The sequence below is a fragment of the Sphingopyxis sp. LARHCG72 genome (assembly GCF_052871675.1).
In genome coordinates this window covers 78046-102886 of sequence record NZ_JBIXJU010000005.1, presented here as the reverse complement: position 1 = coordinate 102886, position 24841 = coordinate 78046, and the positions used below count along the sequence as shown (strand labels likewise).

Below are 24841 nucleotides of genomic sequence, written 5' to 3'. Positions count from 1 at the left end.
CGGCGCCGAAAGGCTCCGATTTCAGCCGGGAAGGCCGTCCATATGGGCGACATCGGCCAGATCGACGTCCCATTCGGCACGGCTGGCGCAGCAAATATGCGCCGTCGGGCGGATGCCGACCGGACCATCAAGGCTTCCCGCGGGAACGACGAGCAGCGCGCCGTCCATCCGCACGCCGGGAAGCGCGGACCCGCAAGTCTTGCAGAAGCTTCGTTCGTGCCGCGTGTCGGGTAGGCGATAGGAGGCGATATTCTCTTCGCCCGCCTGCCAGGCGATGGTCGCGTTGGAGGCGAACAGGTTCGCACCATGCGCCGACCCGCTGTTCTTGCCGCACCGCGAGCAATGGCACAGGAAAAAGGCGTCGAAGCCCCCCGACACCTCGAATTGAACGGTGCCGCAAAGGCAGCTTCCCGGTGTTTTGGCCATCGCTGTCATCGGCCCCTACCGAACCCGGAACTCGCGGGGTGCGACCAGCGAAAGCGCGGTTTCGGCAACACCGGCAACCATGTCGAGGCGCGAAACCGTGTCCGGCCCCAGCGCGAAGTTGCGACCCAGCTCGATACGGATATCCTCGTCGGTGAGCGGATCGCGTGTCGCGATCACGACCTTTCCGCGCGCATCGTCGCGTTTTTCGAGCAGTCGCGCAATCTCGTCGATCGCTTCGGGAAGCTCGACCCGGCACGTCAGCTGAAGCGCCGCGGTCGCCGCGATATCGGCGAGCGACTGCGCCCCGCGCACCGTCACGCGCGGCGTTTCTTCGCCCTCGAGCAGGTCGAGTTCGACCGACAGCATCGCGCAGCCGCCGTCGCTTGCCAGCGTCTCGAGCGTCTTTCCGGCGATCTCGTCGAAGCAGCTCGACTGGAACTGCCCACTGCGGTCCGACAATGTCAGGTTGAGGAAGCGATTTCCGCGCTGCGACACGCGCGGACGCGCGCTTTCGACCATCGCCGCCATCACCATCGGGATGCGCGTTCCCGGCGTCATTTCGACATTGTCGCAGATATCGCCATAGGTGCGGGCACCGCGCGCCGAGATGATCGCTTCATACTGCTCGACCGGGTGCGACGAATAATAAAAGCCGAACGCGTCCTTCTCGCGCGTCATCCGCTCGGCGAGCGTCCACGGCTCGGCCGCGGGCAATTGCAGCGCCGGCGCGATCGCGACGTCGCCGCCGAACAGGCCGCCCTGTCCCGTCGAACGTTCGTGCGCCGAGCTGTTCGCGCAGGCGAGCAGGCTTTCGGCACCCGCAAAGGCGCGCGGCCGGTCGGGTTCGACGCAGTCGAACGCCCCCGCCCCTGCCAGTGCCTCGATCTGGCGCCGGTTGAGCAATTTCGGGTCGATGCGGCTCGCGAAATCGTCGAGCGAGGCGAAATCGCCCTTCACATGCCGTTCGGCGACCAGCGCTTCCATCGCCTTTTCACCCACGCCCTTGAGCGCGCCGAGCGCATAGCGCACCGCGAGCCCCTCGTCGGTACGCCCGACCGAGAAATCGGCCTCGCTGTCGTTGACCGATGGCGGCGCGGCGGCGATGCCGAGACGTCGTAAATCGTCGATGAAGATCGACAATTTATCGGTCTGGTGGCTGTCGAACGACATCGACGCGGCGAAGAATTCGTGCGGATAATGCGCCTTCAGCCACGCGGTCTGGTACGACAGCAGCGCATAGGCGGCGGCGTGGCTCTTGTTGAAGCCATAGCCCGCGAACTTGTCGATCAAGTCGAACAGCTCGTTCGCGGCCTTGGGGTTGATATTATTGTGCTCGCCGCACCCCTTGACGAAGGTGTCGCGCTGCGCGTCCATCTCCGCCTGCACCTTCTTGCCCATCGCACGGCGGAGGAGGTCGGCGCCGCCAAGGCTGTAGCCCGCGAGGATCTGCGCCGCCTGCATCACCTGTTCCTGATAGACGAAGATGCCATAGGTTTCGGCGAGGATGCCTTCGAGCAGCGGATGCGGATAGGCGATCTTCTCGCGGCCGTTCTTGCGCGCGCCGAAGAGCGGAATATTGTCCATCGGTCCCGGGCGATAGAGCGCGACGAGCGCGATGATGTCGCCGAAATTGGTCGGCTTCACCGCCGACAGCGTGCGCCGCATCCCTTCGGATTCGAGCTGGAACACCCCGACCGTCTCGCCGCGCTGAAGCAGTTCGTAGACGGCGGTATCGTCCCATGCCAACGCATCGAGATCGACGTCGACGCCGCGGAGCGCGAGCAATCGCCGTGCTTCCTTGAGCACCGACAGCGTCTTGAGCCCGAGGAAGTCGAATTTCACGAGGCCGGCGCTTTCGACATATTTCATGTCGAACTGCGTCACGGGCATGTCCGAGCGCGGATCGCGATAGAGCGGGACGAGCTGGTCGAGCGGACGGTCGCCGATCACGACGCCCGCAGCATGCGTCGAACTGTGGCGCGGCAGGCCTTCGAGTTGCTTGGCCATGTCGAACAGGCGGCGGACGCCGTCGTCCTGCTTATATTCGGTCATCAGTTCGGACACGCCGTTCAGCGCGCGGTCGAGCGTCCATGGGTCGGTCGGATGGTTGGGCACCAGCTTCGCGAGCCGGTCGACCTGACCATAGCTCATCTGGAGCACGCGGCCGGTGTCCTTGAGCACCGCGCGCGCCTTCAGCTTACCGAAAGTGATGATCTGCGCGACGGTATCGCGGCCGTATTTCTCCTGCACATAACGGATCACCTCGCCGCGCCGCGTTTCGCAGAAGTCGATGTCGAAGTCGGGCATCGACACGCGTTCGGGGTTGAGGAAGCGTTCGAACAGCAGACCGAGCTTGAGCGGGTCGAGATCGGTGATCGTCAGCGCCCAGGCGACGACGCTGCCCGCGCCCGAACCACGCCCCGGACCCACCGGAATGTCGTGCGTCTTCGCCCATTTGATGAAGTCGGCAACGATCAGGAAGTAACCGGGGAAGCCCATCTGGACGATAACCCCGACCTCGAAATCGAGGCGGTCGACATAGGTCTGGCGCTCTTCTTCCGAAAGGTCCGGATAATGCGCGAGCCGCGCGGCGAGCCCCGCATGCGCGTCGGCCTTGAGCTGCGCCGCCTCGCCCTCACGGTCGCCGGCGAGGCTCGGCAGGATCGGCGCGCGCTTCGGCGCCATGAACGCGCAGCGCTGCGCGACGACCAGGCTGTTGCGGATCGCCTCGGGCAGGTCGGAGAAGGCGTCCTCCATCGCCTCGGCGGGCTTCAGCCAGGCTTCGGGACTGCTGACCCGCCGATCCTCGCTTTCGACATAGGCCGATTGTGCGATGCACAGCATGGCGTCGTGCGCGGGATGGAATTGCGGCTCGACGAAGCTCGCGGGGTTCGTCGCGACGATCGGCAGCGCGCGCGCATAGGCCAGGTCGAGCAGCGCCTTTTCGGACGCCGCCTCCGCGGCGTCGCCGCGGCGCGACAGTTCGATATAGAGCCGGTCCGCGAACAACGCCTCGAGCTGCTCGACATAATCGTTCGCCGCTGTCGCCTGTTCGCCCGCGAGCAACCGCGCCAGCGCGCCCTCGCCGCCGCCGGTCAGGCAGATCAGCCCGTCGGTCTTGCCGGCGAGGCCGGAGAGCAGCACATGCGGCTCCTGTTCGACCGGGCGCCCGAGATGCGCCGCCGACACGAGCGCGCAAAGATTGTTATAGCCCGTATCGTCCTGCGCATAGAGCGCGAGCCAATCGATCAGCGGTGCGCCATTTGCCAGCCGCTGGCCGGGCCGCGCGACGCTGAGCAGCGCGCCGACGATCGGCTGCACGCCCGCCGCCTTGCACGCATCGCCAAAGGCCATCGCGCCATAGAGCCCGTTGCGGTCGCAGATCGCAATCGCCGGAAAACCGCGGTCGCGCGCCGCCTTCGCGATCGCCTTGGGCTCGATCGCTCCCTCCAGCATGGTGAAGCTGGAAAAGACGCGGAGGGGGACAAAGGGGCTGTAGGCCATCGAATGACGCTACAGTGACAGCACTGATTCTGCCAAGGCTTAACCCAGCAGGTCCTCGATCTCTTTGCGCAGTTGCTCGGGCTTGGTCGTCGGCGCGTGGCGCGACACGGTCTTGCCATCGCGGTCGACGAGGAATTTGGTGAAATTCCACTTGATCCCGCTGCCGAGCAGCCCGGTCTTTTCCTTCTTCAGATGCTTGAAGATCGGGTCGGCATCGTCGCCGTTGACGTCGATCTTCGCCATCAGGGGAAAGCTGACGTCGTAGGTCAGCGAGCAGAAATTCTTGATTTCCTCGGCGTCGCCCGGCTCCTGCGCGCCGAACTGGTTGCACGGAAAGGCGAGGATCTCGAACCCGCGATCCTTATAATCGCGATAGAGCTCCTCCAGCCCCTCATATTGCGGGGTGAAGCCGCATTTCGACGCGGTGTTGACGATCAGCAGCACCTTGCCGCGATAGTCGGCCAGCGACTGCGTGCCGCCGCCGGGCAGCTTCGCCGAAAGATCATAAAGCGCCATATTCCGTCCCCTCCTGCCGGCGCGAACCTACGCCTCTATCCGCCCGTCGTGCAAGCGCAGCACGCGGTCCATCCGCGCCGCGAGCCGCTCGTTGTGCGTCGCGACGAGCGCCGCCGAACCATGATCGCGAACGAGTTTCACGAATTGGTCGAACACCCGGTCGGCGGTCGCCTCGTCGAGATTGCCCGTCGGCTCGTCGGCGAGCACCAGCAACGGCCGGTTCGCCAGCGCGCGCGCGACCGCGACGCGCTGTTGCTCGCCGCCCGACAGCTTGCTCGGCTTGTGATGCAGGCGCTCGCCGAGTCCGAGCCGTCCGAGCAGGTCGGCGGCGCGCTCCTCGGCCTCCGCCTGCCCCGCACCGCGGATCAGCTGCGGCAACACGACATTCTCGATCGCGTTGAAATCGGGCAGCAAATGGTGAAACTGATAGACGAAGCCGATCTTCTCGCGCCGCGTCTTCGTCCGCTCGCCCTGATCATATCGCGTGACGTCATGGCCATCGATGCGGATCGTCCCGTCGAACCCGCCTTCGAGCAAGCCGACCGCCTGCAGCATCGTCGACTTGCCCGATCCCGACGGCCCGAGCAGCGCGACGATTTCGCCGCGCTTCAGATGCGCATCGACTCCGCGCAGCACGTCGATCGTGACGTCGCCCTGCGTGAAGCTGCGTTTCAGCGCGGTCAGTTCGAGAATCTTGTCACTCATAACGCAGCACCTGCACCGGGTCGGTGTTCGCCGCCTTGAACGCCGGATAAAGCGTGGCAAGGAAACTGAAGACAATCACCATGACGACGATCGCGGTAATCTCGAACGGATCGGGCTTCGACGGCAATTCGGTGAGGAAGCGGATCGACGGATCCCACAACGGTTGACCGGTCAGGAACTCCACGCCGCGCAACACGCCTTGCCGGAAATAGAGCAGCGAGAAGCCGACCACCATGCCGGCGATCGTCCCCGCTACGCCGATCGACAGGCCGATCGCCATGAAGATACGCATCACCGCGTCGCGCGGTGCACCCATCGTCCGCAGGATCGCCATGTCGCGCGTCTTCGCGCGCACCAGCATGATCAGCGACGAGATGATGTTGAACGAGGCGACAAGGATGATCAGCGACAGGATCACGAACATCGCGACGCGCTCGATCGACAGCGCCTCGAATAGGCTGGCATTCATCGATCGCCAGTCGGACACCACCGCCTGCGCCGCGACCTTTTCGCCGAGCGGCCGCAATATTTCGCCGACCTTGTCGGGGTCGGTCGTCTTGATCTCGATCATTCCGACCTGGTCGCCGGTGAGCAGGAGCAGCTGCGCATCCTCCATCGGCATGACGACATAGGCCTTGTCGAAATCATAGACGCCGATCTCGAAAATCGCCGAAATGCGGTAGCTGATTTCGCGCGGGACGGTGCCGAACGGGGTCGATCGCCCCGCAGGGTTGATGATCGTCAGGTTCGATCCCACCGTCGCGCCAAGGTTGCGCGCGAGCTCGCTGCCGATCGCGACGTTGCCCGACCCCGGGGTCAGCGTACTGAGCCTCCCCTGCAGCACCTTGCCGTTCAGCGTCTCGTTCTTGCGGATGTCGGACACCAGCATGCCGCGCACCAATATGCCCTCGACGCGCCCGTTGAAGGTACCGAGTAACGGCTGTTCGATCAGCGGCGTCGCGGAAACCACGCCCGGCGTCGCCTTCGCCTGTTTCAGTACGTCCTGCCAGTCATCGAGCCGCCCGCCGAAACCCTGTACCACCGCGTGGCCGTTCAGGCCGACGATCTTGTCGAACAGGTCGCTGCGCACCCCGTTCATCACGCTCATCACGATGACCAGCGCCGCGACGCCGAGCATCACCGCCGTAAAGCTGAACGCCGCCGCGACGAAGATAAACCCTTCGCCGCGCTGCGGAAGCATATAGCGTTTGAAGATGGTGCGTTCGTACGGACGCAGGATCATAAGGCGAGCAGCCGTTGCGGCGTATGGAAAATGACACGCATAACGTCGCTTTAGGCAGCGCTGGCGCCGCTGGCAATGGCCGCCCGCATCGTGCCAGTTCTGCGAATGATTCGCAAAATATGTTGCCCATAGGTCACAGCGGTCGGCAAAAGCGGGGCCAAGTGCCCGTGAGAGGGTGACAAAGCCCCCCCGCCGACCTACCGCAGCGTTTCTGGTTCAACGCGGCCCAAAGGCCCGGCTCCAGGGAGTGCAGACCTTTCGCCAGGTCTGCAACAAAGGGGGATGGCGAGTGTTCGTCACAGGCGCCCGGGTTTCGCAAAGCGAGGCCCGGGCGTTGTGATTCCGGTGCGAAGAGCCGCCCTGTTTATCCCTCGCTTTCGCTGATATCCTCCAGCATATCGGCATCGAGCACGCGTACACGGCCCTGTTCGAGCGAGATCACGCCCGATTCCTCCCAGCTCTTGAGCTGGCGGTTGATATGCTCGCGGCTCATCCCCGCGAAATTGCCGAGTTCGGTCTGGCTGAGTTCTACGCGCTGCGAGACTTCGACGTCCTTGCGGATCAGGCGCTTAAGGTAACGCGCCAACCGCGGACCCGACGCATAGGCGCGATCGCTCTCGATCGTCTGGTCGGCGGTGCGCAGCCGCCGTGCGAGCTGCTGCATCAGCGACCAGGCGAATTCGGGATGGCTCGCAGCGAAATCCTTGAGCGCATTGCGGCCGAGCTGCAACGCGCTGCCCGCACTCGTCGCGGTCACCGATGCGGTGCGCTCGCCGCCATCGAGCAGCGCGATCTCGCCCAATATCGCACCGGGTTCGGCATAGGCGAGCACGATTTCGCGCCCGCCCGAGGTCAGCATGGAAACGCGCGCCGTGCCCTCGGTCAGGATCAGCATCATGTCGCCCGGGTCGCCCTGGACGAGCAGTTCCTTGCCCTTGACGAAATTGACCTGCACCGCACGGCTGGCGATTTCGGCCCAATCTTCGACCGAAAGCCCGGAAAAGATGCTGTCGGGACCCTGCAACTCGGCGAGTTTCGCGTGATCCATGCCCCTGTAACCCCTTTTTCGAACCGTTAGACCAGCCGGCTCTGTTTCACCGCCGCTTCGATGAACCCCGCAAACAACGGATGCGGATCGAACGGCTTCGACTTGAGCTCGGGATGGAATTGCACCCCGATAAACCACGGATGGTCCGGACGCTCAACGATTTCCGGCAACATGCCGTCGGGCGACATACCCGAAAAGACGAGACCGCCCTTCTCGAGGCTTTCGCGATAGGCGCCGTTGACCTCGTAGCGATGGCGGTGGCGCTCGCTGATCTCGTTCGCGCCATAGACGCTCGCGACATGGCTGTTCGGCGACAGCTTCGCCTCATAGGCGCCAAGCCGCATCGTGCCGCCAAGGTCGGTGTCGGCGCCGCGTTTTTGCAGACCTTCGTCGCTCATCCACTCGGTGATCATACCGACGACCGGCTCGCCGGTCGGGCCGAATTCGGTGCTCGACGCGTCGGCGATCCCGCTCGTATTCCGCGCCGCTTCGATGCACGCCATCTGCATGCCGAGGCAGATGCCAAAGAAGGGGACGTTACGCTCGCGCGCGAAACGCACGCTCGAAATCTTGCCTTCGGACCCGCGCTCGCCGAACCCGCCGGGAACGAGAATCCCGTGCATCGGTTCGAGATTGGCGGCGAGTTCCTCGTCGCGCTCGAACATCTCGGCGTCGAGCCAGCGGATATTGACCTTGACCCGGTGCGCCATGCCGCCGTGGACGAGCGCTTCGTTCAGCGATTTATAGGCGTCGGGCAGCGACACATATTTACCGACCACGCCGATCGTGACCTCGCCCTCGGGATGCTGCTTGCGGTCCATGATATCGTACCAGCGCGACAGGTCGGGCGCGGGCGCATCGTGGATACCGAAGGCGCGCAAGACTTCGCTGTCCAGCCCCTCGCCATGATATTGGACGGGAACCGAATAAATGCTGTCGGCATCGAGCGCGGGGATCACCGCTTCCTTGCGGACATTGCAGAACAGCGCGATCTTGGCGCGCTCGCTCTCGGGAAGCGGTTTTTCGCAGCGGCAGAGCAGGATATCGGGCTGGACGCCCAGCGAGGCGAGTTCGCGCACGCTGTGCTGCGTCGGCTTGGTCTTCAGTTCGCCCGCGGCGGCGATGTACGGCACCAGCGTAACATGGACCGAGATGGCGTTTTCGCGCCCCTCTTCGTTCTTCAGCTGGCGGATCGCCTCGATAAAAGGCAGCGATTCGATATCGCCGACCGTGCCGCCGATTTCGCACAGCACGAAGTCGAGGTCGTCGATTTCGGCGCGCGCGAATTCCTTGATCGCGTCGGTGACATGCGGGACGACCTGCACCGTTGCGCCCAGATAGTCGCCGCGGCGCTCCTTGGCGATGATGCCCTGATAGATGCGGCCCGAGGTGACATTGTCGCTCTGCCGCGCCGCAACGCCGGTAAAGCGTTCATAATGGCCGAGGTCGAGGTCAGTTTCGGCGCCGTCGTCGGTCACATAGACCTCGCCGTGCTGATAGGGCGACATCGTGCCCGGATCGACGTTCAGATAGGGATCGAACTTCCGGATGCGAACGCGATAGCCTCGCGCTTGCAACAGAGCCGCGAGGCTAGCCGCCATCAAACCTTTGCCAAGGGAGGAGACCACGCCGCCGGTGATAAAAATGAACCGCGCCATGGGAGGAAAGACTTACTCAACAGGAGGGGGACGGCGCAAGCCGTCGAATCGCATCCGGCGGAAAATATTTCCGCCGGGCGGGTTACGTTGGAGGCCGAAGCCGCCGGTTATTTCTTGGCGGGCGGCGCCTGCGCGGGAGCCGGAGCGGCTTCCTGGTTCGCGGCCGCAGCAGCGGCTGCTGCCAGCGGATCGTCGCTCGTCGGTGCGGGGGCCGCACCGGCGGGCGCGCCCGCCTGACCACCTTGGGCCGCAGGCTGCGCCGGTCCGGTCAACGACGAGGCCGGAGCCGCGCCGCTGGTCTGCGCCGTTTTCGACAGCGAAGTGTCGATCGTCGAACCGCTGCGACCGACCGAGGCCATCGCCGCGAGCACGATCGACAGCGCGACGAAAGCCGTCGCAAGGATCGTCGTCGCCCGGGTCATGAAATCCGCGGCGCCGCGCGCCGACAGCAGGCCTGCGGGGCTGCCGCCGACGCCCAGACCGCCACCTTCCGACTTCTGCATCAAAATGACGCCGATCATCACCGCGGCGACGAGCGCCTGCAGGACGAGTATGAAGGTGAAGAGGCTGGACATCATATTTTCCCGAACTTGCGTGGCCTCACACGGACCGCGCCCGCGGCGCACATAGAGACGAAGGCGCTTCGCTTCAACCCATACGTCGCCGCGCGAACGACGGCTCGGTCACGCCAGCGCCGCTGCGGCCGCGATGATCGGCACGAATTTCGCCGCGGTCAGGCTCGCACCGCCGACGAGAGCGCCGTCGACGTCGCCCGCATCGAGCAGTTCGGCGGCGTTGTCGCCATTGACCGAGCCGCCGTACAATATGCGCATCGCCCCGGCGGCATCGCCGAAACGCGCTGCGAGCGCGCCGCGGATCGCGCCATGCATCGCCGCGACATCGGCGACGGTCGGGACCAGTCCGGTTCCAATCGCCCAGATCGGTTCATAGGCGATGGCAAGCTGCTGCGGATCGAAGTCGCCGGGCACCGATCCGGCGATCTGCGCCAGAACATACTCGATCGCACCGCCCGATTCGCGCACTTCGCGCGGTTCGCCGACGCACAGGATGACCGACAGGCCGGCGGACAGTCCCGCCTCGGCCTTGGCGCGCACCTCAGCGTCGCTTTCGCCGAACCCTTCGCGCCGTTCACTGTGTCCGACGATCACGACGCTCGCGCCGATATCGGCGAGCATCGGCGCCGCGACCGAGCCGGTGAAGGCGCCCGAAATCGCGCTGTGGCAATCCTGTCCACCCACGGCTTTCCCCGGAGCCGCGGCGACCATCGTCCCGATCAGGGTGAAGGGCGGGCAGATTGCGACGTCGACTGCCCCGTGCCCGTCGGCCGCGGAAAAGATGGCCTGTGCCTCGCCGATCGCGTCCGACAGCCCGTTCATTTTCCAGTTGCCGACTACATATTTGCGACGCGCCATCACCCCGTACCTCCCGCTATTCTCACGATGGCCGTGCCCTAGCGGTGGGTGGGGGCGAAGCGCAAGCGGCGTTGCACGCGCGCGAAAACCCCCTTTCCCGCCTTGATGACACGTCGTCGCGCCTCTAAAGCAACGCGCAATCGCGCGCACCCGCGCCCTGCCGGAAAGAATGCACCTTTCATGATTACCGCTATCCGCGCCATGTTTTCTTCGACGATCGGCAAGTTCCTCGCCCTCGCCTTCGTCGCGCTCGTCGGCCTCGCCTTTGCCCTCGGTGACGTCACCGGCAACTCGAGCTTCGGCGGGCTTGGCGGCGCGAATGTCGCAAAGGTCGGCAGCGAAGAGATCGGCGTCGGCGAACTGCGCGATCGCGCCCGGCAGGCGTACAACCAGGCGCGGCAGCAGCAGCCCGGCCTGACGATGGCGGCCTTCGTCGAATCGGGCGGCCTCGACCAGGTGCTCGATCAGCTCGTAGAGGGGCTCGCCTTTGACCAATATGCGACCAAGATGGGTTTTGGCGTCAGCAAGCGGCTGATCGACGGCCGCATCGCCGACCTTCCCGCCTTTGCGGGCGTGTCGGGCAAGTTCGACCAGAAGGTGTTCGAAAATTTCCTCCGCCAGAACGGGCTGACCGAAACCCAGCTGCGCCGCGACCTGCGCCAACAACTGCTGATCGAACAGCTTGCTGCGCCGATCGCGACGATGCCGCGCATCGCGCAGGGCATGGCACAGCCCTATGCCGCGCTGTTGATGGAGCAGCGCCGCGGACAGGCGACCTTCATCCCCGCCAGCCCCTTTGCCCCGACCGCCGATCCCGGCGATGCGGCGCTGCAGACCTTCCTGTCGCAGAACAAGGCGAAGTTCACCGTGCCCGAACGCCGCGCGATCCAATATGCGGTGTTCGACCGGAGCGCGGTCCCCGTTCCCGCGGTGACCGACGCCGAAATCGCCAAGGTCTACAAGGACAATGCCCCGCAATATGCGGCGAGCGAAACGCGCCGCTTCGCACAGGTCATCGTTCCCGATCAGGCCACCGCGACCGCTCTTGCCGCCAAGGTTCGCGGCGGAACGCCGCTCGCCGCCGCCGCGCAGGCCGCCGGCCTCTCGGCCTCGACCACCGGAGACCTCACCCAGTCGGCCTATGCGGCGACATCGACCGCCGCCGCCGCCAAGACCGCCTTCGCGGCGAAACAGGGCGACCTGATCGGCCCGACGCAGACCGGGCTTGGCTGGACCGTCGCGCGTGTCGAGAATGTCACCGCCCGTCCCGCGCGCAGCCTCGCCGACGCCAGTGCCGAGATCCGCACCGAGCTTGGCAAGAACAAGGCGAACGAGGCGATCGTCGATTATTACAACAAGCTTCAGGACGCCGTGAACGGCGGCGCGTCGATCGAGGAAATCGCCACCGACCGCAAACTGCAACTCGTCGAAACCCCGGCCCTGCTCCCCAGCGGCCGCGTACCCTCGCAGCCCGATTATGCGCTCGCCCCCGAACTCGCACCGCTCGTTTCGCAGGCGTTCCAGGCGGCGGGCGAAGGCGAAGGCCATATCGCGACGCTCGTCGAGAATGAGAAATTCGCCGTCTATGCGGTGAAGTCGATCGTCGCCGCCGCGCCGCCGCCCTTCGCGCAGATCCGCCCCGCGCTGCTTAACGAATGGCGCTTTGCCGAAGGACAGAAGGTCGCACGCGACAAGGCACGCGCCATCGTCAAGTCGGTCGAAGGCGGCAAGAGCCTCGCCGATGCAGTCTCCGCTGCCGGCCCCAACATCGGCAATGTCCAGACCATCGGCGGTCGCCGCGCCGAACTCGGCGCGGGCGGCAAGCCCGTTCCGCCCGAACTCGCGCTGCTCTTCTCGATGGCCAAGAACAGCGTCAAGACGCTGGAAATCCCCGGCAATCGCGGCTGGATGGTGATCGCGCTCGACGACGTCCAGCGCCCCGACCCGAAATCGATCGAACCGGCGCGCGTCGCTGCGATCGCGCAGCCGCTCGCGCCCGCCTTCGGCAACGAGCTGATCGAGCAGCTCGCCGCCGAAGCCAAGCGCCGCGCCGGCGTTACGATCAACAAGAAGCTCGTCGACCAGCTGCGCGCCGAACTGACCGGCAACGCGCCGGTCGCCGAATAAGGGTGAGCCTCGAAGGCAGGGCCGCCGCGCTCGAAGCGCTGGCGCAGGGCCGCGGTGCGGTCGTCTGGCAGCGGCTGATCGCCGATGTCGAAACCCCGGTGTCGGCGGCGCTCAAGCTGATCGAGCCGGGTCGCGGCGACTGGGTGCTCGAATCGGTCGAAAGCGGCGAGACGCGCGGGCGCTACAGTCTGATCGGCCTCGACCCCGACCTGATGTTCGAGGTCACCGGCGACGCAGCGCGGATCAACCGCGAATGGCGCCGCGACCGCGAGGCGTTCAAGCCGCTGGAAACCGGCGCGCTGCAGGCACTGCGCGACCTCGTCGCCGAATGCCGCTTCGATGTGCCCGAGGGACTGCCCAAGGCGCTCGCGACGCTCGTCGGCTTCTTCGCCTATGAAACGATCGGCCTTGTCGAGCGCATCCCGCGCGCGCCGGGCGCCGGGCTCGGCCTGCCCGACATGGTGTTCGTGCGCCCGACGGTGATCCTCGTCTTCGATCGCCTCGCCGACGAACTTTTCCTGATCGCACCGATCTGGCCCGACGCGCACGCGCCGATCGACCGCATGATCGACGCCGCGCAGGAACGGCTCGACGACATTGCCGCGCGCCTGTCGAGCGTCAGCGCGCATTCCGATCGCGCCCTGACCGACGCGCTGCCCGGTGATATCGTCGCGAACGCGGCCACCTCGCCCGCAAATTTTGCTGCGATGGTCGCGGCCGCGAAGGATTATATCGCCGCGGGCGACATCTTCCAGGTCGTGCTGTCGCAGCGCTTTTCGACGCCGTTCGACCTGCCGCCCTTCGACCTCTACCGCGCGCTTCGCCGCATCAACCCCTCGCCCTTCCTCTATTTCCTCGACCTCCCGGGCTTCGCGCTGATCGGCTCGTCGCCCGAGATCCTCGTCCGGGTCCGCGACGAAGAGATCACGATCAGGCCCATCGCCGGCACCCGCCCCCGCGGACGCACGAGCGCCGAGGATGCCGAGAACCGCGAAAGCCTGCTCGCCGATCCCAAGGAACGCGCCGAACATCTGATGCTGCTCGACCTCGGGCGCAACGACGTCGGCCGCGCGGCGGTCGGCGGCAGCGTGGCCGTGACCGATAGCTATACGGTCGAATTCTACAGCCACGTCATGCACATCGTGTCGAACGTCATCGGCCGCATCGCGCCCGGCAAGGACGCGATCGACGCGCTGTTCGCGGGCTTCCCCGCGGGCACCGTCAGCGGCGCGCCCAAGGTGCGCGCGTGCCAGATCATCGCCGAACTCGAAGCCGATGCGCGCGGGCCCTACGCCGGCGGGGTCGGCTATTTTGCTCCCGACGGCAATATGGACAGCTGCATCGTGCTGCGTACCGCGATCGTCAAGGATGGCGAAATGCACGTCCAGGCCGGCGCCGGCATCGTCGCCGACAGCGACCCCGCCTATGAGCAGCGCGAGTGCGAGGCGAAGGCCGGGGCGCTCTTCGCCGCGGCGCGCGAGGCGGTGCGGCTGGCGGGCACGCCCGGGTATGGGCAATAGCTTGACCTCGTGGGACGCTGCGCTAGCGTCCCGTCATGCACAAACTCCTCGCTCCGCTCGCCCTGCTGCTCACCAGTGCCGTCCCTGCCAGCGCGCAAGTGGAAGGCGCCGTCGAAGGCGACGCAATCCTCAAGGATTTCACCTTTGCGAGCGGTGAAAAGCTGCCCGAGCTCAAGATCCACTACACCACGCTCGGCACACCGCAACGCGACGCAAAGGGCCATGTCACCAACGCGGTGATGATCCTCCACGGCACCGGCGGCACCGGAAAGCAATTCTTCCAGCCGCAGTTTGCCGGCGAACTCTTCGGCCCCGGCCAGCTGCTCGATACGCAGAAATATTATGTGATCCTGCCCGACAACATCGGCCATGGCGGATCGTCGAAACCCAGCGACGGGCTGCGGATGAAATTTCCGCGCTACGATTACACCGACATGGTCGGCGCCCAGCACCGGATGCTCACCGAAAAGCTCGGGGTCAAAAAGCTCAAGCTCATTCTCGGCACCTCGATGGGCTGCATGCACGCCTTCGTCTGGGGCGAGACTTGGCCCGATTTTGCCGAAAGGCTCGCGCCCTTCGCCTGCCTGCCCGTCGAGATCGCGGGGCAGAACCGCATGTGGCGCACGCTGTCGATCGACGCCATCAAGGCCGATCCGCTGTGGCAGGACGGCAACTACACCACCCCGCCCGCGGCAGGCTTGCGCACCGCCGCCTCGCTCAGCATGATCGCGGGCGCCAACCCCTATGCGTTGCAGGCCCAATATCCGACGCGCGAGGCGGCCGAGAAATACAAGGACGAGGCCTTCGCGCGCACTTATGGCCGCAATGACGCAAATGACACGATTTATCAGCTCGATAGCTCGCGAACCTATAATCCGTGGCCAAATCTCGAAAAGATCAGGGTGCCGGTGCTCTGGATCAATTCGGCCGACGATTTCATCAACCCGCCCGCCTATGGCATCACCGAAAAGGCCGCGGCGCGCATGAAGACGGCCAGGTTCATCCTGATTCCGGCGAGCCCGGAAACCAAGGGCCACAGCACCCATACCTGGGCAAAGTTCTGGAAGGCCGATCTTGCCAAGCTGATGGCGGAGTAATCTGCTCCTCGTCGTTCTCGCTTTCGCAGGAATGACGAAGGTAAGTTTGGCGCTCGAAAAGCTTCTATCCCTTCCCCAACCCCCGCAAAATCGTTAGTGCGCCCCCATGATCCTCGTCATCGACAATTATGACAGCTTCACCTTCAACCTCGTTCACTATCTGATCGAGTTGGGGGTCGACGTGCGCGTCGAGCGCAACGACGCGCTGACCGCGGCCGACGCGCTCGCGACCGGCGCCGACGCGATCCTTATCTCGCCGGGCCCCTGTACCCCGAACGAGGCGGGAATCAGCCTCGATCTCGTCGCTGCCTGTGCCGAAGCGCGGCGTCCGCTGCTCGGCGTGTGCCTCGGCCATCAGGCGATCGGCCAGCATTTCGGCGGCACTGTCCAGCGCGGCCATCTGATGCACGGCAAGACCTCGCCCGTCTGCCACGACAACAGCGGGCTTTACGCTGGCCTGCCCTCGCCCTTTCAGGCGACGCGCTATCACAGCCTCGAGGTCGTCGACATTCCTGACAGCCTCGCAATCAACGCGACGAGCGACGACGGCGCAGTGATGGGTTTCCGCCACGTCGACCTGCCGATCCACGGCGTCCAGTTCCACCCAGAAAGCATCGCGACCGAACATGGCCATGCGATGCTCGCCAATTTCCTGAAGATCGCGGGGCTGCCGGTCGGCGAGCGCAAAGCGGCATGAGCCGTTTCGGCCCGTTTCCCGACCCCTCGGTGCTGCTCGATCATGACGAGGCGGCCGACGCCTTCGCGACGATGCTCGACGGCGGCGCGAGCGACGAACAGGTCACCGAATTCCTGATCGCCCTTTCCGACCGCGGCGAAACGATGGTTGAAATCGCCGCCGCGGCGCAGGCTATGCGCGACCGGTTGATCCCGATCGACGCGCCCGCGGGTGCGATCGACGTCTGCGGCACCGGCGGCGATGGGCATCACACGCTCAACGTCTCGACCGCGGTGTCGATCGTCGTTGCGGCGTGCGAGGTTCCCGTCGCAAAGCATGGAAATCGTGCGGCTTCTTCGAAATCGGGCGCCGCCGACACGCTCGAAGCCCTCGGCCTCGATATGGAACGCGCCGATCGCCAGGCCGAGGAACAGCTCGCCGATCTCGGCATCTGCTTCCTCTTCGCGGGCACCCGGCATCCGGCAATGAAGCGCATCATGCCGATCCGCAAGGCGATCGGCCGCCGCACGATTTTCAACCTGATGGGGCCGCTCGCCAACCCCGCGCGCGTCACGCGCCAGCTGGTCGGCATCGCGCGCCCTGCCTATGTCCCCGTCTATGCCGAGGCGCTGCACCGTCTCGGTACCGAACATTCGCGCGTCATTTCGGGCGACGAAGGCCTCGACGAGCTTTCGCTCGCGGGCGGCAACGAAGTCGCGGTCGTCACGCCCGAGGGCGTGCGGATGCAGCGCAGCGTCGCGGCCGATGCCGGCCTTCCCACGCGCACGCTCGCCGAAATCCGCGGCGGTGATGCGGCCTATAACGCGAAAGCCCTGCGCTGCCTGCTCGAAGGCGAGCCGGGAGCGTATCGCGACGCGGTGCTCTACAACGCCGCCGAAGCGCTTGTTGTCGCAGGTGCGGCAGAAACACTGCCCGAAGGCGTCGAGGAAGCCGCCGAAGCGATCGACAAGGGCCTCGCCAACGCACTGCTCAACTGCTGGATCGCGTATAAATGAACAAGCTCACGCAAATTCTTGCCACCAAGGCCGATGAAGTCGCCGAACGCCGAGCGATCCGCTCCGTCTCCGACCTCGATGCGATCGACGCCGGTCCGGTGCGCGGTTTTGCCGGCGCGCTGCGGGGGAAGGTCGACGCCAGCGGCTTCGGCCTCATTGCCGAAGTGAAAAAAGCTTCGCCGTCCAAGGGACTGATACGGGCTGATTTTGATCCTGCCGATCATGCGCGAGCCTATGCCGCCGGGGGTGCGGCCTGCCTGTCGGTCCTGACCGACGCGCCCTGGTTTCAGGGCCATGAGGATTACCTCGTCGCGGCGCGCGCGGCGTGCGCCCTCCCCGCGCTCCGCAAGGATTTCATGGTCGATCCCTGGCAGGTCGCCGAAGCGCGCGCGATCGGCGCCGATGCGATCCTGATCATCGTCGCCGCACTCGACGATGGCGTGATGCGCGAGATCGAAGCCGCGGCGTTCGAACGCGGCATGGACGTGCTCGTCGAAGTGCATGACGAGGCCGAGCTCGACCGCGCGCTGACACAGCTCCGGTCGCGCCTGATCGGCGTGAACAACCGCGACCTGCGTAGCTTCGAAACCGACCTCGCGGTCACCGAACGCCTTGCGAAGCTTGTTCCTTCCGATACGCTGCTCGTCGGCGAAAGCGGCATCGCGAGCCATGCCGACTGCCAGCGCCTTGCCGAGAGCGGCGTAAAAGCGTTCCTTGTCGGCGAAAGCCTGATGCGTCAGCATGACGTCACGGCGGCAACGAAGGCCCTGCTGGAAGGCTGAAGCGCCGCACGCGTGCCTTTTCGGCGACGCGCCTGCCCGTCCACTTCGAAAGCCGCGACGGGCAGGCGAATCCGTTCAGTCTAGACCTTTCCGTCAATCGCCTCACGCCAATGATCGTGAAGCGCCCCGACACCCGCGCTGGTGAGGATCGGCATCGCCTCGCGAAGCTGATCGTCGGTCCAATGCCACCATGCGAGTTCGAGCAGCATGGCGATGTCCGCCTCGTCGAAACGCTTTCGGATTACCCTCGCCGGGTTGCCGCCAACGATGGCATAGGGTTCCACATCGCGCGTCACGACCGCGCGCGTCCCGATCACGGCCCCGTCGCCGACCCTGACGCCGGGCATTACAATCGCTTCCGATCCGATCCATACGTCGTTTCCGATTACGGTATCGCCAGCGCGCTCAAATCCGTTGGCTGCCCCGGCAAAGGCCGCCACCTCGGGCATCCAGAAGAAGGGAAATGTGCTGATCCAGTCGTTCCGGTGCCCCTGATTGCCGGCCATGATGAAGGCTGCCCCCGATCCGATCGAGCAGAAGCTGCCGATAACGAGCCGGTCGACACCAGCGTCCGGGAAAAGGAAACGGGCACAGTCGTCAAAACTGTGGCCGTGATAATAGCCCGAATAATAGCTGTAGCGGCCGACAACGATGTTGGGATTGGTGACCTGTCGGTCGAGCGTGATGCCCTTGAAGGGGCTTTCGAAAAAATTGTTCATGGAAGTTACCATCGAATCTGAGCCGGATTAACGGCTTCGGTCCCTGCGTCCGCACGTGCGAACGCGGACCGGCACGCTTTGCGCATGCCGGCGCGGAGGCTTCTCGCGTCGAAACGCGAAAGCCGGTTCAGATGGTACAGTCGGCGGACTTCATACCGCCTCCATGCGCCGGATGCCGGCTCGATTGCAAGGCCTCGACGGAATTTGCCATCGGGCAATCGCCGCTCGAACGACGGCAAGCGACCAAAGCGTCTTGCCTTTCCCGCCCGCCATTGCTTGGCTTGCGCCATGACGAAAAGACCGACTCATCTCGACGAAACAGGCGCGGCCCATATGGTCGATGTCGGCGCCAAGCCCGCCACGCAGCGCCGCGCAGTCGCGGGCGGGCGCATCACCATGTCGGCCGAGGCGCTTGAAGCGATCCGCAGCGGCAACGCGCCCAAGGGCGACGTGCTGTCGACCGCGCGGATCGCCGGGATCATGGCCGCCAAGCGCACCGCCGACCTCATTCCGCTCTGCCATCCGCTTTCGCTGACTAAGGTCTGTGTTGATTTTGCATGGGAAGACAATGGCATCGCGGTCACAGCTGTTGCGCAGACAAGTGGGCCGACGGGCGTCGAGATGGAGGCGCTCACCGCTGCTTCGGTCGCGCTTCTGACGCTCTACGACATGGCGAAGGCACTCGATCGTGCGATGGTGCTCGGCGATATCCGCCTCATCGAAAAGAGCGGTGGCCGTTCGGGCGACTGGCGCGCCGCATGAGCGGCCTGCTTCCGGTCGAAGAAGCGCAGGCGCGGCTGCTCGCACTACGCGAATCGCTTGGAAGCGAAAATATCGCGCTTTCCGAATCGCTTGGACGATATCTTTCGCACGATGTCCGGGCTTTGCGCGACCAGCCCGCGGTCGCCCTGTCGGCGATGGACGGTTATGCGATTCGCTTCGACGATTTGCCGGGCCCCTGGCACGTCATCGGTGAGGTGGCCGCCGGTTCGGTGCCCGCGCTGCACGTCGACGTAGGCCACGCGGTGCGCATCTTTACCGGGGCAATGCTGCCAGAGGGCGCCGATACCGTGATCGTGCAGGAAGATGTCGCGCTGTCGGGCGGGCAACTCCTTCTCACCGGCGACGGGCCGGGTTCGCGCGGGCGCCATATCCGCGCGCGCGCGATCGATTTCGCCGCGGGGGATTGCCTGCTGCCCGCCGGGACCCGGCTGACGCCCGGCGCGATCGCCGCGGCGGCGATGAGCGGTGCAGGACAACTCGCCGTCGGCATGCGCCCGCGCGTCGCGATCGTGACCACGGGTGACGAGCTCGTGCAGCCGGGGCGCGAACTCGCCCCCGGCCAGATCCCCGACAGCAATGGCGCGATGCTCGCGGCGATGCTCGCGGGCGACGTCGCCGATCCGGTCCTGCCGCATCACATCCCCGATGACCGGGAAAAACTCGCTCATGTTCTCAAGGAACTGGCGCGACGTCACGACGTCATCGTCACCGTCGGCGGCGCCTCGGTCGGTGACCATGATCATGTCCGCGCCGCGCTCGAAGCGGCGGGCGGAAGCCTCGATTTCTGGCGCATCGCGATGCGCCCCGGCAAACCCGTGATCGCCGGCAGGCTCGGCGACGCGATCCTGCTCGGCCTTCCCGGCAACCCTTCGTCGGCGTTCGTCACCGCGACCATGTTCCTGCTGCCGCTGGTCCGGCATCTCGCCGGCGCGCGCGATCCGCTGCCGGTGGTGCACCGCGCGCCGCTCGCCGCGGCCTTGTCCGCAGGCGGTGCACGGCGCGATTATCTGCGCGCGCGACTCGAAAATGGCGAGCTTGTCCCGCTTTTCGGGCAGGATAGCGGACTCACCCTGCCATTCGCTTCGGCGAACGCTCTGCTGATCCGCGAGATTGGCGCCCCGGCGCGCGATGCCGGGGAAATGGCGGATTACATCGCCGTCGCTTGACAAGTTCCGCTTTGTTCCACTATCGTTCTCCCTATGTCCGGCTTGGGCGTCATCCAGGCCATCATGGAGAACGACCGATGTTGACCGCAAAGCAGCATGAACTGCTCCACTTCATCCAGGAACGGCTCGACGCCAGCGGCATTTCGCCGTCGTTCGAGGAGATGAAGGAGGCGCTCGGCCTCAAGTCGAAATCGGGTATACATCGGCTGATAAGTGCTTTGGAAGAAAGGGGATTCCTCCGCCGCCTTCCCAACCGCGCGCGCGCGCTCGAGGTGCTCAAGGTTCCCGACGCCGCTAAGCCAGCCGTGCGCGATGATCGCGACAATATCGTTCCGCTCCGCAAACCCGCTCCCGCGCTGCGTCCGATCGCGGCGAACGACATCGTCGAGGTTCCGCTCCACGGCAAGATCGCCGCGGGCGTGCCGATCGAGGCGTTCGAGGATCACAACAATCTCGCTGTTCCTGCTGCGCTTCTCGGCTCTGGCGAACATTATGCGCTAGAAGTCTCGGGCGACTCGATGGTCGAGGCGGGCATTTTCGACGGCGATTATGCGCTGATCCAGAAGGCGAGCACCGCGCGCGAGGGTGATATCGTCGTCGCGCTCGTCGACGGACAGGATGCGACGCTCAAATATTTCCGCCGCGAAGGCCGGATGATCCGGCTCGATCCCGCGAACAGCGCCTATGAACCGCAGCGCTACCCCGCCGAGCGCGTTATCGTGCAAGGTCGGCTGTCGGGACTGCTTCGTCGTTACCACTAAGTTGCGGCGGCAAGCGCCACGGATGTTCGTCGCCCGCCTTGAGCGCGGCGACGGCTTCGGGCGTTTCGCCCAGATAGAGCGCCAGCCCGCCGGTTTCGGCGAGACTGTCGCGATCGATCGTCATCCAGCGGCCCACGCATTCGCGCGGTAGCCAGCGATCGCTGACCACGACATCGGCGGCAGCACAGGCGGCCGCCATGTCGGCGCCCTCGATCCGGTCGCGGCCGCGCGTGGCGAGAATGACGCGCCGCACAGCGCCTTCGCCCTGGCTCCAGCGGCAAAAATCGCGGTTGCATTCGACATGATCGAGCTCGGCCAGCGCGCCGAGGGGCGCATCGACACCCGCCGCCTCCGTCATCGTATCACGAATATAGTCACCGGCGCGATCGCGGAGCAGCGCGTAGCTGCCACCGGGAAGCGCGGCGGCGATATGGCGGCCGTCCCCGGTGACGAGTAGGTCGGGGCGCGGCTGGGCGAGCAGGGCAGCCGCTCCGATGACCAGCGGAACAATCCCCGCCCGCCGCCAGCGAGTTTGCCAGAGCAGGATCCAGAGCCCCCCAAAAACAGCCAGCGCAAAACCCCATGACGGGAAGCTGGGCAGCATGGCGACAGCACCGGGCGCCTCGGCGACGCCGTGCGCAAGGCCGATCAGCAGTTGCAGCGCCTGTTCGGTGACCCACCAGAAGGGAGCGCCGAGGCCAACGCTGTCGAATAGCAGCGCGAGCGCCTCGGCCGGCATGATGACGAATGTCGTGAGCGGGATTGCGACGACATTGGCAAGCGCGCCATAGAGCCCCGCCTTGTGAAAGTGGAACAGCGCGATCGGCGCGAGCGCGACTTCGACGACCAAACCGGTGATCAGCAGCCCCGCAACCCCGCGCCCCAGCCGGAATAGCCACGGCTCTTCGCGGCGCGCAAGGAACACCCGCATTGCGCGGCTCTCGTGAAGCGCAATGATGGCGGTAACCGCCGCGAAACTGAGTTGAAAACTCGGCCCGGCAAGCGATTCGGGGCGCCAGATCAGCACGATCAGCGCCCCCGCCGCGACGAGCCGCAATGTGAGCGCCTCGCGCCCCATCAGGAAGGCGATCAGCACGAGAAGCGCGGCGATGAAGGATCGCAGCGTCGGAACCTCCGCCCCTGCAAGGAGCGTATATCCCCCTCCCGCAAGCGCACCGGCTGCGGCGGCAAGCGGCAGGACATAACCCGCGAGTGCGAGCCGGCGATTGAGCGCGAGAAGGCGCATCGTCAGCAGCATCGCAAAGCCGACCACCGCAGTCACATGCAGCCCGCTGATCGACAGAAGGTGCGCAAGGCCGCTGCGCCGCATCGCTTCCTCGTCCGCTTGGCTGATCGCGCCGCGATCCCCCGTCACGAGCGCGGCCGCGATGCCGCCCGCCGATCCCTCGACCTGGCCGTGGATATGCGCGCTCAATCGCGCGCGCAGCGGCGGCGCGGCGCGTCCACTGCCCGGCGCCCGCGAAACCTCTCCCAGCACGGTTCCCACCGCGCCGATGCGATCGAACCAAGCGCGCTGCGCGAAATCATAACCGCCGGGCAGGCTCGCGGTCGGCGGCGGCATCAACCGGGCACGCACGCCGATCGTCTCACCATCGACCAGATCTACCGCCTGTTCGCTGCGCAGGGTGAGCCGCACGCGCGGGGGCAAATCGCTCCGCCGCTGCGGCAGCGCGAGGATGCGCAGCTGCCCCTTCGCGGGCAGAGGCTCGACGCGATCGACGATCGCCGAAAACTCGGTCACAACCGGCGCCGCCAGAACCGGCGCGGACACCCAGAGCGCGCGCGCCCAGATGAGCAGCATCCCGACCGCCATCACGCCGCAGGCGACGGCTACCGCGCGCCCAAGGCGACTCGACCAGCCCAGCAACAGGCCGCCAAGCAAGCCGCCAGCGAGGAGCAGGAGCAGCCCGATCCAATGCGTCATCGACGGAAGCGCGAACCATGCCGCGATGCCGGCGCCCAGCGTGACGGGCAGCCACAGCCCGATCCGCTCGCGTTCGGCCTCCAGCCGCATTTCGAGCGCATCGGCGATCCGATACCGGCGACGGCCCCGATCTCGCACAATGGGCGTTTGAAGCGGCCCTGTCGCCATGCTAGGGGCACCCCCGATCCCGCCCGACTGAGCGGCAAAGTGAGTGAAAGAGGCCGTAGTGGCAACCGAAAACCAAACCAAAGTGGCTGGAGCGACGACCGAAGCGACCGGCGCCGACGTGGTGACGCGCTTCGCGCCCTCGCCGACCGGCTATCTGCACATCGGCGGCGCGCGCACCGCGCTGTTCAACTGGCTGTTCGCGCGCCATCACGGCGGCAAATTCCTGCTGCGCATCGAGGATACCGACCGCGCCCGGTCGACCGATGCGGCGATCGACGCGATTCTCGACGGGATGCAGTGGCTCGACCTCGACTGGGACGGCGAAACGGTGTTCCAGTTCGCGCGTGCACCGCGGCACGCCGAGGTTGCGCATGAACTGCTCGCGAAAGGCGAAGCCTATCGCTGCTACCTGACGCAGGACGAGCTCGCCGCGATGCGCGCTGAAGCACAGGAAAAGCGCCTGCCCTTCCGCGTCCGCAGCCCCTGGCGCGACCGCGACGACGGCGCCCCGTCGGTGCCGCACGTCATTCGTCTGCGCGCACCGCAGGAGGGTGCGGTGACGATTGCCGACAAGGTCCAAGGGGACGTCACCGTCCAGAATGCCGAACTCGACGATTTCATCCTGCTGCGCAGCGACGGCACGCCGACATATATGCTGAGCGTCGTTGTCGACGACAATGACATGGGCGTGACGCACGTGATCCGCGGCGACGACCATCTCAACAACGCCTTCCGCCAGCTGGCGCTGATCCGCGCGATGGGCTGGCGCGAGCCGGTTTATGCGCATGTCCCGCTGATCCACGGCGCCGACGGCGCAAAGCTGTCGAAGCGCCACGGCGCGCTCGGGGTCGACGCGTACCGCGACGAGATGGGCTATCTCGCCGAAGCGGTGAACAATTATCTCCTTCGTCTTGGCTGGGGGCATGGCGACGACGAGATCATCAGCCGCGAACAGGCCACGGAGTGGTTCGACCTCGATCATGTCGGCCGCTCGCCGTCGCGCTTCGATTTCAAGAAGCTCGAGAATCTCAACGGCCACTATATCCGCGAAGCCGACGATGCACGCCTCGCCGGCCTCGTCGCCCCGCGCGTCGAGAAACTCGTCGGCCGCGCGCTCGGCGATGCCGATCGCGACCTGCTGACGCGTGCAATGGAAGCGCTCAAACCGCGCGCCAAGACGCTCGACGAAATCGCCGATGGCGCGACCTTCCTGTTCCAGCCGGACCCGTTGCCGGTGGACGAAAAGGCAATCGAAGTGCTAAAGGGCGCGCCCGAAGGCTTGCTTGCCGCGGTGACAGAGCGGCTGCGCGGGCTGAACGACTGGACAACAGAAGAGCTGGACGCTGCCGTGCGCGCCGAAGCCGAAGCCGCCGAATTGGGGCTCGGTAAGTTGGCGCAACCGCTACGCGCTGCACTAACCGGCCGAACCGTTTCCCCGGGAATTTTCGACGTGCTGCTGTTGCTCGGACGAGATGTCAGTCTGGCTCGACTTGACGCAGCGCAACATTATCCGGCAGGGGCGTAGCCACTCTCTCTCCCCGCCGTCAG

At 65.7% G+C, this 24841-nt stretch carries 21 protein-coding genes; 10 read left to right on the top strand and 11 right to left on the bottom strand.

Features of this window, described 5'->3' with window-relative positions; genetic code table 11:
- Positions 1 to 21 precede the first annotated feature (21 nt).
- The 9 genes from ACIPPQ_RS12715 to tpiA all read right to left on the bottom strand — a co-directional run bounded on the left by ACIPPQ_RS12715 (position 22) and on the right by tpiA (position 10533).
- The gene (locus tag ACIPPQ_RS12715; RefSeq protein ID WP_446544450.1) at positions 22 to 435 is read right to left on the bottom strand and encodes a GFA family protein; all 414 of its coding nucleotides are present in this window, start codon (positions 433 to 435) and stop codon (positions 22 to 24) included.
- A 6-nt stretch (positions 436 to 441) separates the two neighbouring features.
- On the bottom strand, positions 442 to 3930 hold the full coding sequence (dnaE, locus tag ACIPPQ_RS12710) for a DNA polymerase III subunit alpha (RefSeq protein ID WP_446544449.1): 3489 nt from the start codon (positions 3928 to 3930) through the stop codon (positions 442 to 444).
- A gap of 39 nt (positions 3931 to 3969) precedes the next feature.
- Complete coding sequence (locus ACIPPQ_RS12705) at positions 3970 to 4446, bottom strand: glutathione peroxidase (protein WP_446544448.1); 477 nt, start codon at positions 4444 to 4446, stop codon at positions 3970 to 3972.
- 27 nt (positions 4447 to 4473) lie between these two features.
- The gene (locus tag ACIPPQ_RS12700) at positions 4474 to 5151 is read right to left on the bottom strand and encodes an ABC transporter ATP-binding protein (protein ID WP_446544447.1); all 678 of its coding nucleotides are present in this window, start codon (positions 5149 to 5151) and stop codon (positions 4474 to 4476) included.
- Positions 5144 to 6394 (bottom strand): lipoprotein-releasing ABC transporter permease subunit, encoded by a 1251-nt coding sequence (locus tag ACIPPQ_RS12695; RefSeq protein WP_446544446.1) that lies wholly within the window; start codon positions 6392 to 6394, stop codon positions 5144 to 5146. The genes ACIPPQ_RS12700 and ACIPPQ_RS12695 overlap by 8 nt, the downstream gene beginning before the upstream one ends.
- A gap of 364 nt (positions 6395 to 6758) precedes the next feature.
- Complete coding sequence (locus ACIPPQ_RS12690) at positions 6759 to 7442, bottom strand: Crp/Fnr family transcriptional regulator (protein ID WP_446544445.1); 684 nt, start codon at positions 7440 to 7442, stop codon at positions 6759 to 6761.
- 26 nt (positions 7443 to 7468) lie between these two features.
- The gene (locus ACIPPQ_RS12685; RefSeq protein WP_446544444.1) at positions 7469 to 9100 is read right to left on the bottom strand and encodes a CTP synthase; all 1632 of its coding nucleotides are present in this window, start codon (positions 9098 to 9100) and stop codon (positions 7469 to 7471) included.
- 107 nt (positions 9101 to 9207) lie between these two features.
- A complete protein-coding gene (secG, locus tag ACIPPQ_RS12680) occupies positions 9208 to 9678 on the bottom strand; it encodes a preprotein translocase subunit SecG (protein WP_327454668.1) in 471 nt (156 codons plus the stop codon).
- Between the two features lie 105 nt (positions 9679 to 9783).
- The gene (tpiA, locus tag ACIPPQ_RS12675; RefSeq protein ID WP_446544443.1) at positions 9784 to 10533 is read right to left on the bottom strand and encodes a triose-phosphate isomerase; all 750 of its coding nucleotides are present in this window, start codon (positions 10531 to 10533) and stop codon (positions 9784 to 9786) included.
- Positions 10534 to 10713: 180 nt separating this feature from the next.
- Between tpiA and ACIPPQ_RS12670 the strand changes: the two genes are divergently transcribed.
- The 6 genes from ACIPPQ_RS12670 (at position 10714) to trpC (ending at position 17751) form a co-directional block, all read left to right on the top strand.
- On the top strand, positions 10714 to 12660 hold the full coding sequence (locus ACIPPQ_RS12670) for a SurA N-terminal domain-containing protein (protein WP_446544442.1): 1947 nt from the start codon (positions 10714 to 10716) through the stop codon (positions 12658 to 12660).
- Between the two features lie 2 nt (positions 12661 to 12662).
- Positions 12663 to 14180, top strand: a complete 1518-nt coding sequence (gene trpE, locus ACIPPQ_RS12665; protein ID WP_446544441.1) for an anthranilate synthase component I — start codon at positions 12663 to 12665, stop codon at positions 14178 to 14180.
- A gap of 35 nt (positions 14181 to 14215) precedes the next feature.
- Entirely contained in the window at positions 14216 to 15277 is a 1062-nt protein-coding gene (locus ACIPPQ_RS12660; protein ID WP_446544440.1) for an alpha/beta fold hydrolase, read from the top strand.
- A gap of 106 nt (positions 15278 to 15383) precedes the next feature.
- On the top strand, positions 15384 to 15974 hold the full coding sequence (locus tag ACIPPQ_RS12655; RefSeq protein WP_327454658.1) for an anthranilate synthase component II: 591 nt from the start codon (positions 15384 to 15386) through the stop codon (positions 15972 to 15974).
- Entirely contained in the window at positions 15971 to 16969 is a 999-nt protein-coding gene (trpD, locus tag ACIPPQ_RS12650) for an anthranilate phosphoribosyltransferase (RefSeq protein ID WP_446544439.1), read from the top strand. Before ACIPPQ_RS12655 ends, trpD begins: the two co-directional genes overlap by 4 nt.
- A complete protein-coding gene (gene trpC / locus ACIPPQ_RS12645; RefSeq protein WP_446544438.1) occupies positions 16966 to 17751 on the top strand; it encodes an indole-3-glycerol phosphate synthase TrpC in 786 nt (261 codons plus the stop codon). Before trpD ends, trpC begins: the two co-directional genes overlap by 4 nt.
- An 80-nt stretch (positions 17752 to 17831) precedes the next feature.
- On the opposite strand, the gene catB is transcribed toward trpC, so the two are convergent.
- Positions 17832 to 18470: a type B chloramphenicol O-acetyltransferase gene (gene catB / locus ACIPPQ_RS12640; protein WP_446544437.1), complete on the bottom strand. Its 639-nt coding sequence runs from the start codon at positions 18468 to 18470 to the stop codon at positions 17832 to 17834.
- A 288-nt stretch (positions 18471 to 18758) separates the two neighbouring features.
- Between catB and moaC the strand changes: the two genes are divergently transcribed.
- The 3 genes from moaC (at position 18759) to lexA (ending at position 21180) form a co-directional block, all read left to right on the top strand.
- A complete protein-coding gene (gene moaC, locus ACIPPQ_RS12635; protein ID WP_446544436.1) occupies positions 18759 to 19232 on the top strand; it encodes a cyclic pyranopterin monophosphate synthase MoaC in 474 nt (157 codons plus the stop codon).
- Positions 19229 to 20419, top strand: a complete 1191-nt coding sequence (locus ACIPPQ_RS12630) for a molybdopterin molybdotransferase MoeA (RefSeq protein ID WP_446544435.1) — start codon at positions 19229 to 19231, stop codon at positions 20417 to 20419. Before moaC ends, ACIPPQ_RS12630 begins: the two co-directional genes overlap by 4 nt.
- Before the next feature lie 77 nt (positions 20420 to 20496).
- A complete protein-coding gene (lexA, locus tag ACIPPQ_RS12625) occupies positions 20497 to 21180 on the top strand; it encodes a transcriptional repressor LexA (protein WP_446544434.1) in 684 nt (227 codons plus the stop codon).
- Here the strand turns inward: lexA and ACIPPQ_RS12620 are convergent.
- Positions 21134 to 23215: a ComEC/Rec2 family competence protein gene (locus ACIPPQ_RS12620; protein ID WP_446544433.1), complete on the bottom strand. Its 2082-nt coding sequence runs from the start codon at positions 23213 to 23215 to the stop codon at positions 21134 to 21136. The genes lexA and ACIPPQ_RS12620 overlap by 47 nt on opposite strands.
- Positions 23216 to 23351: 136 nt before the next feature.
- Between ACIPPQ_RS12620 and gltX the strand changes: the two genes are divergently transcribed.
- Complete coding sequence (gltX, locus tag ACIPPQ_RS12615) at positions 23352 to 24818, top strand: glutamate--tRNA ligase (RefSeq protein WP_446544432.1); 1467 nt, start codon at positions 23352 to 23354, stop codon at positions 24816 to 24818.
- Positions 24819 to 24841 lie beyond the last annotated feature (23 nt).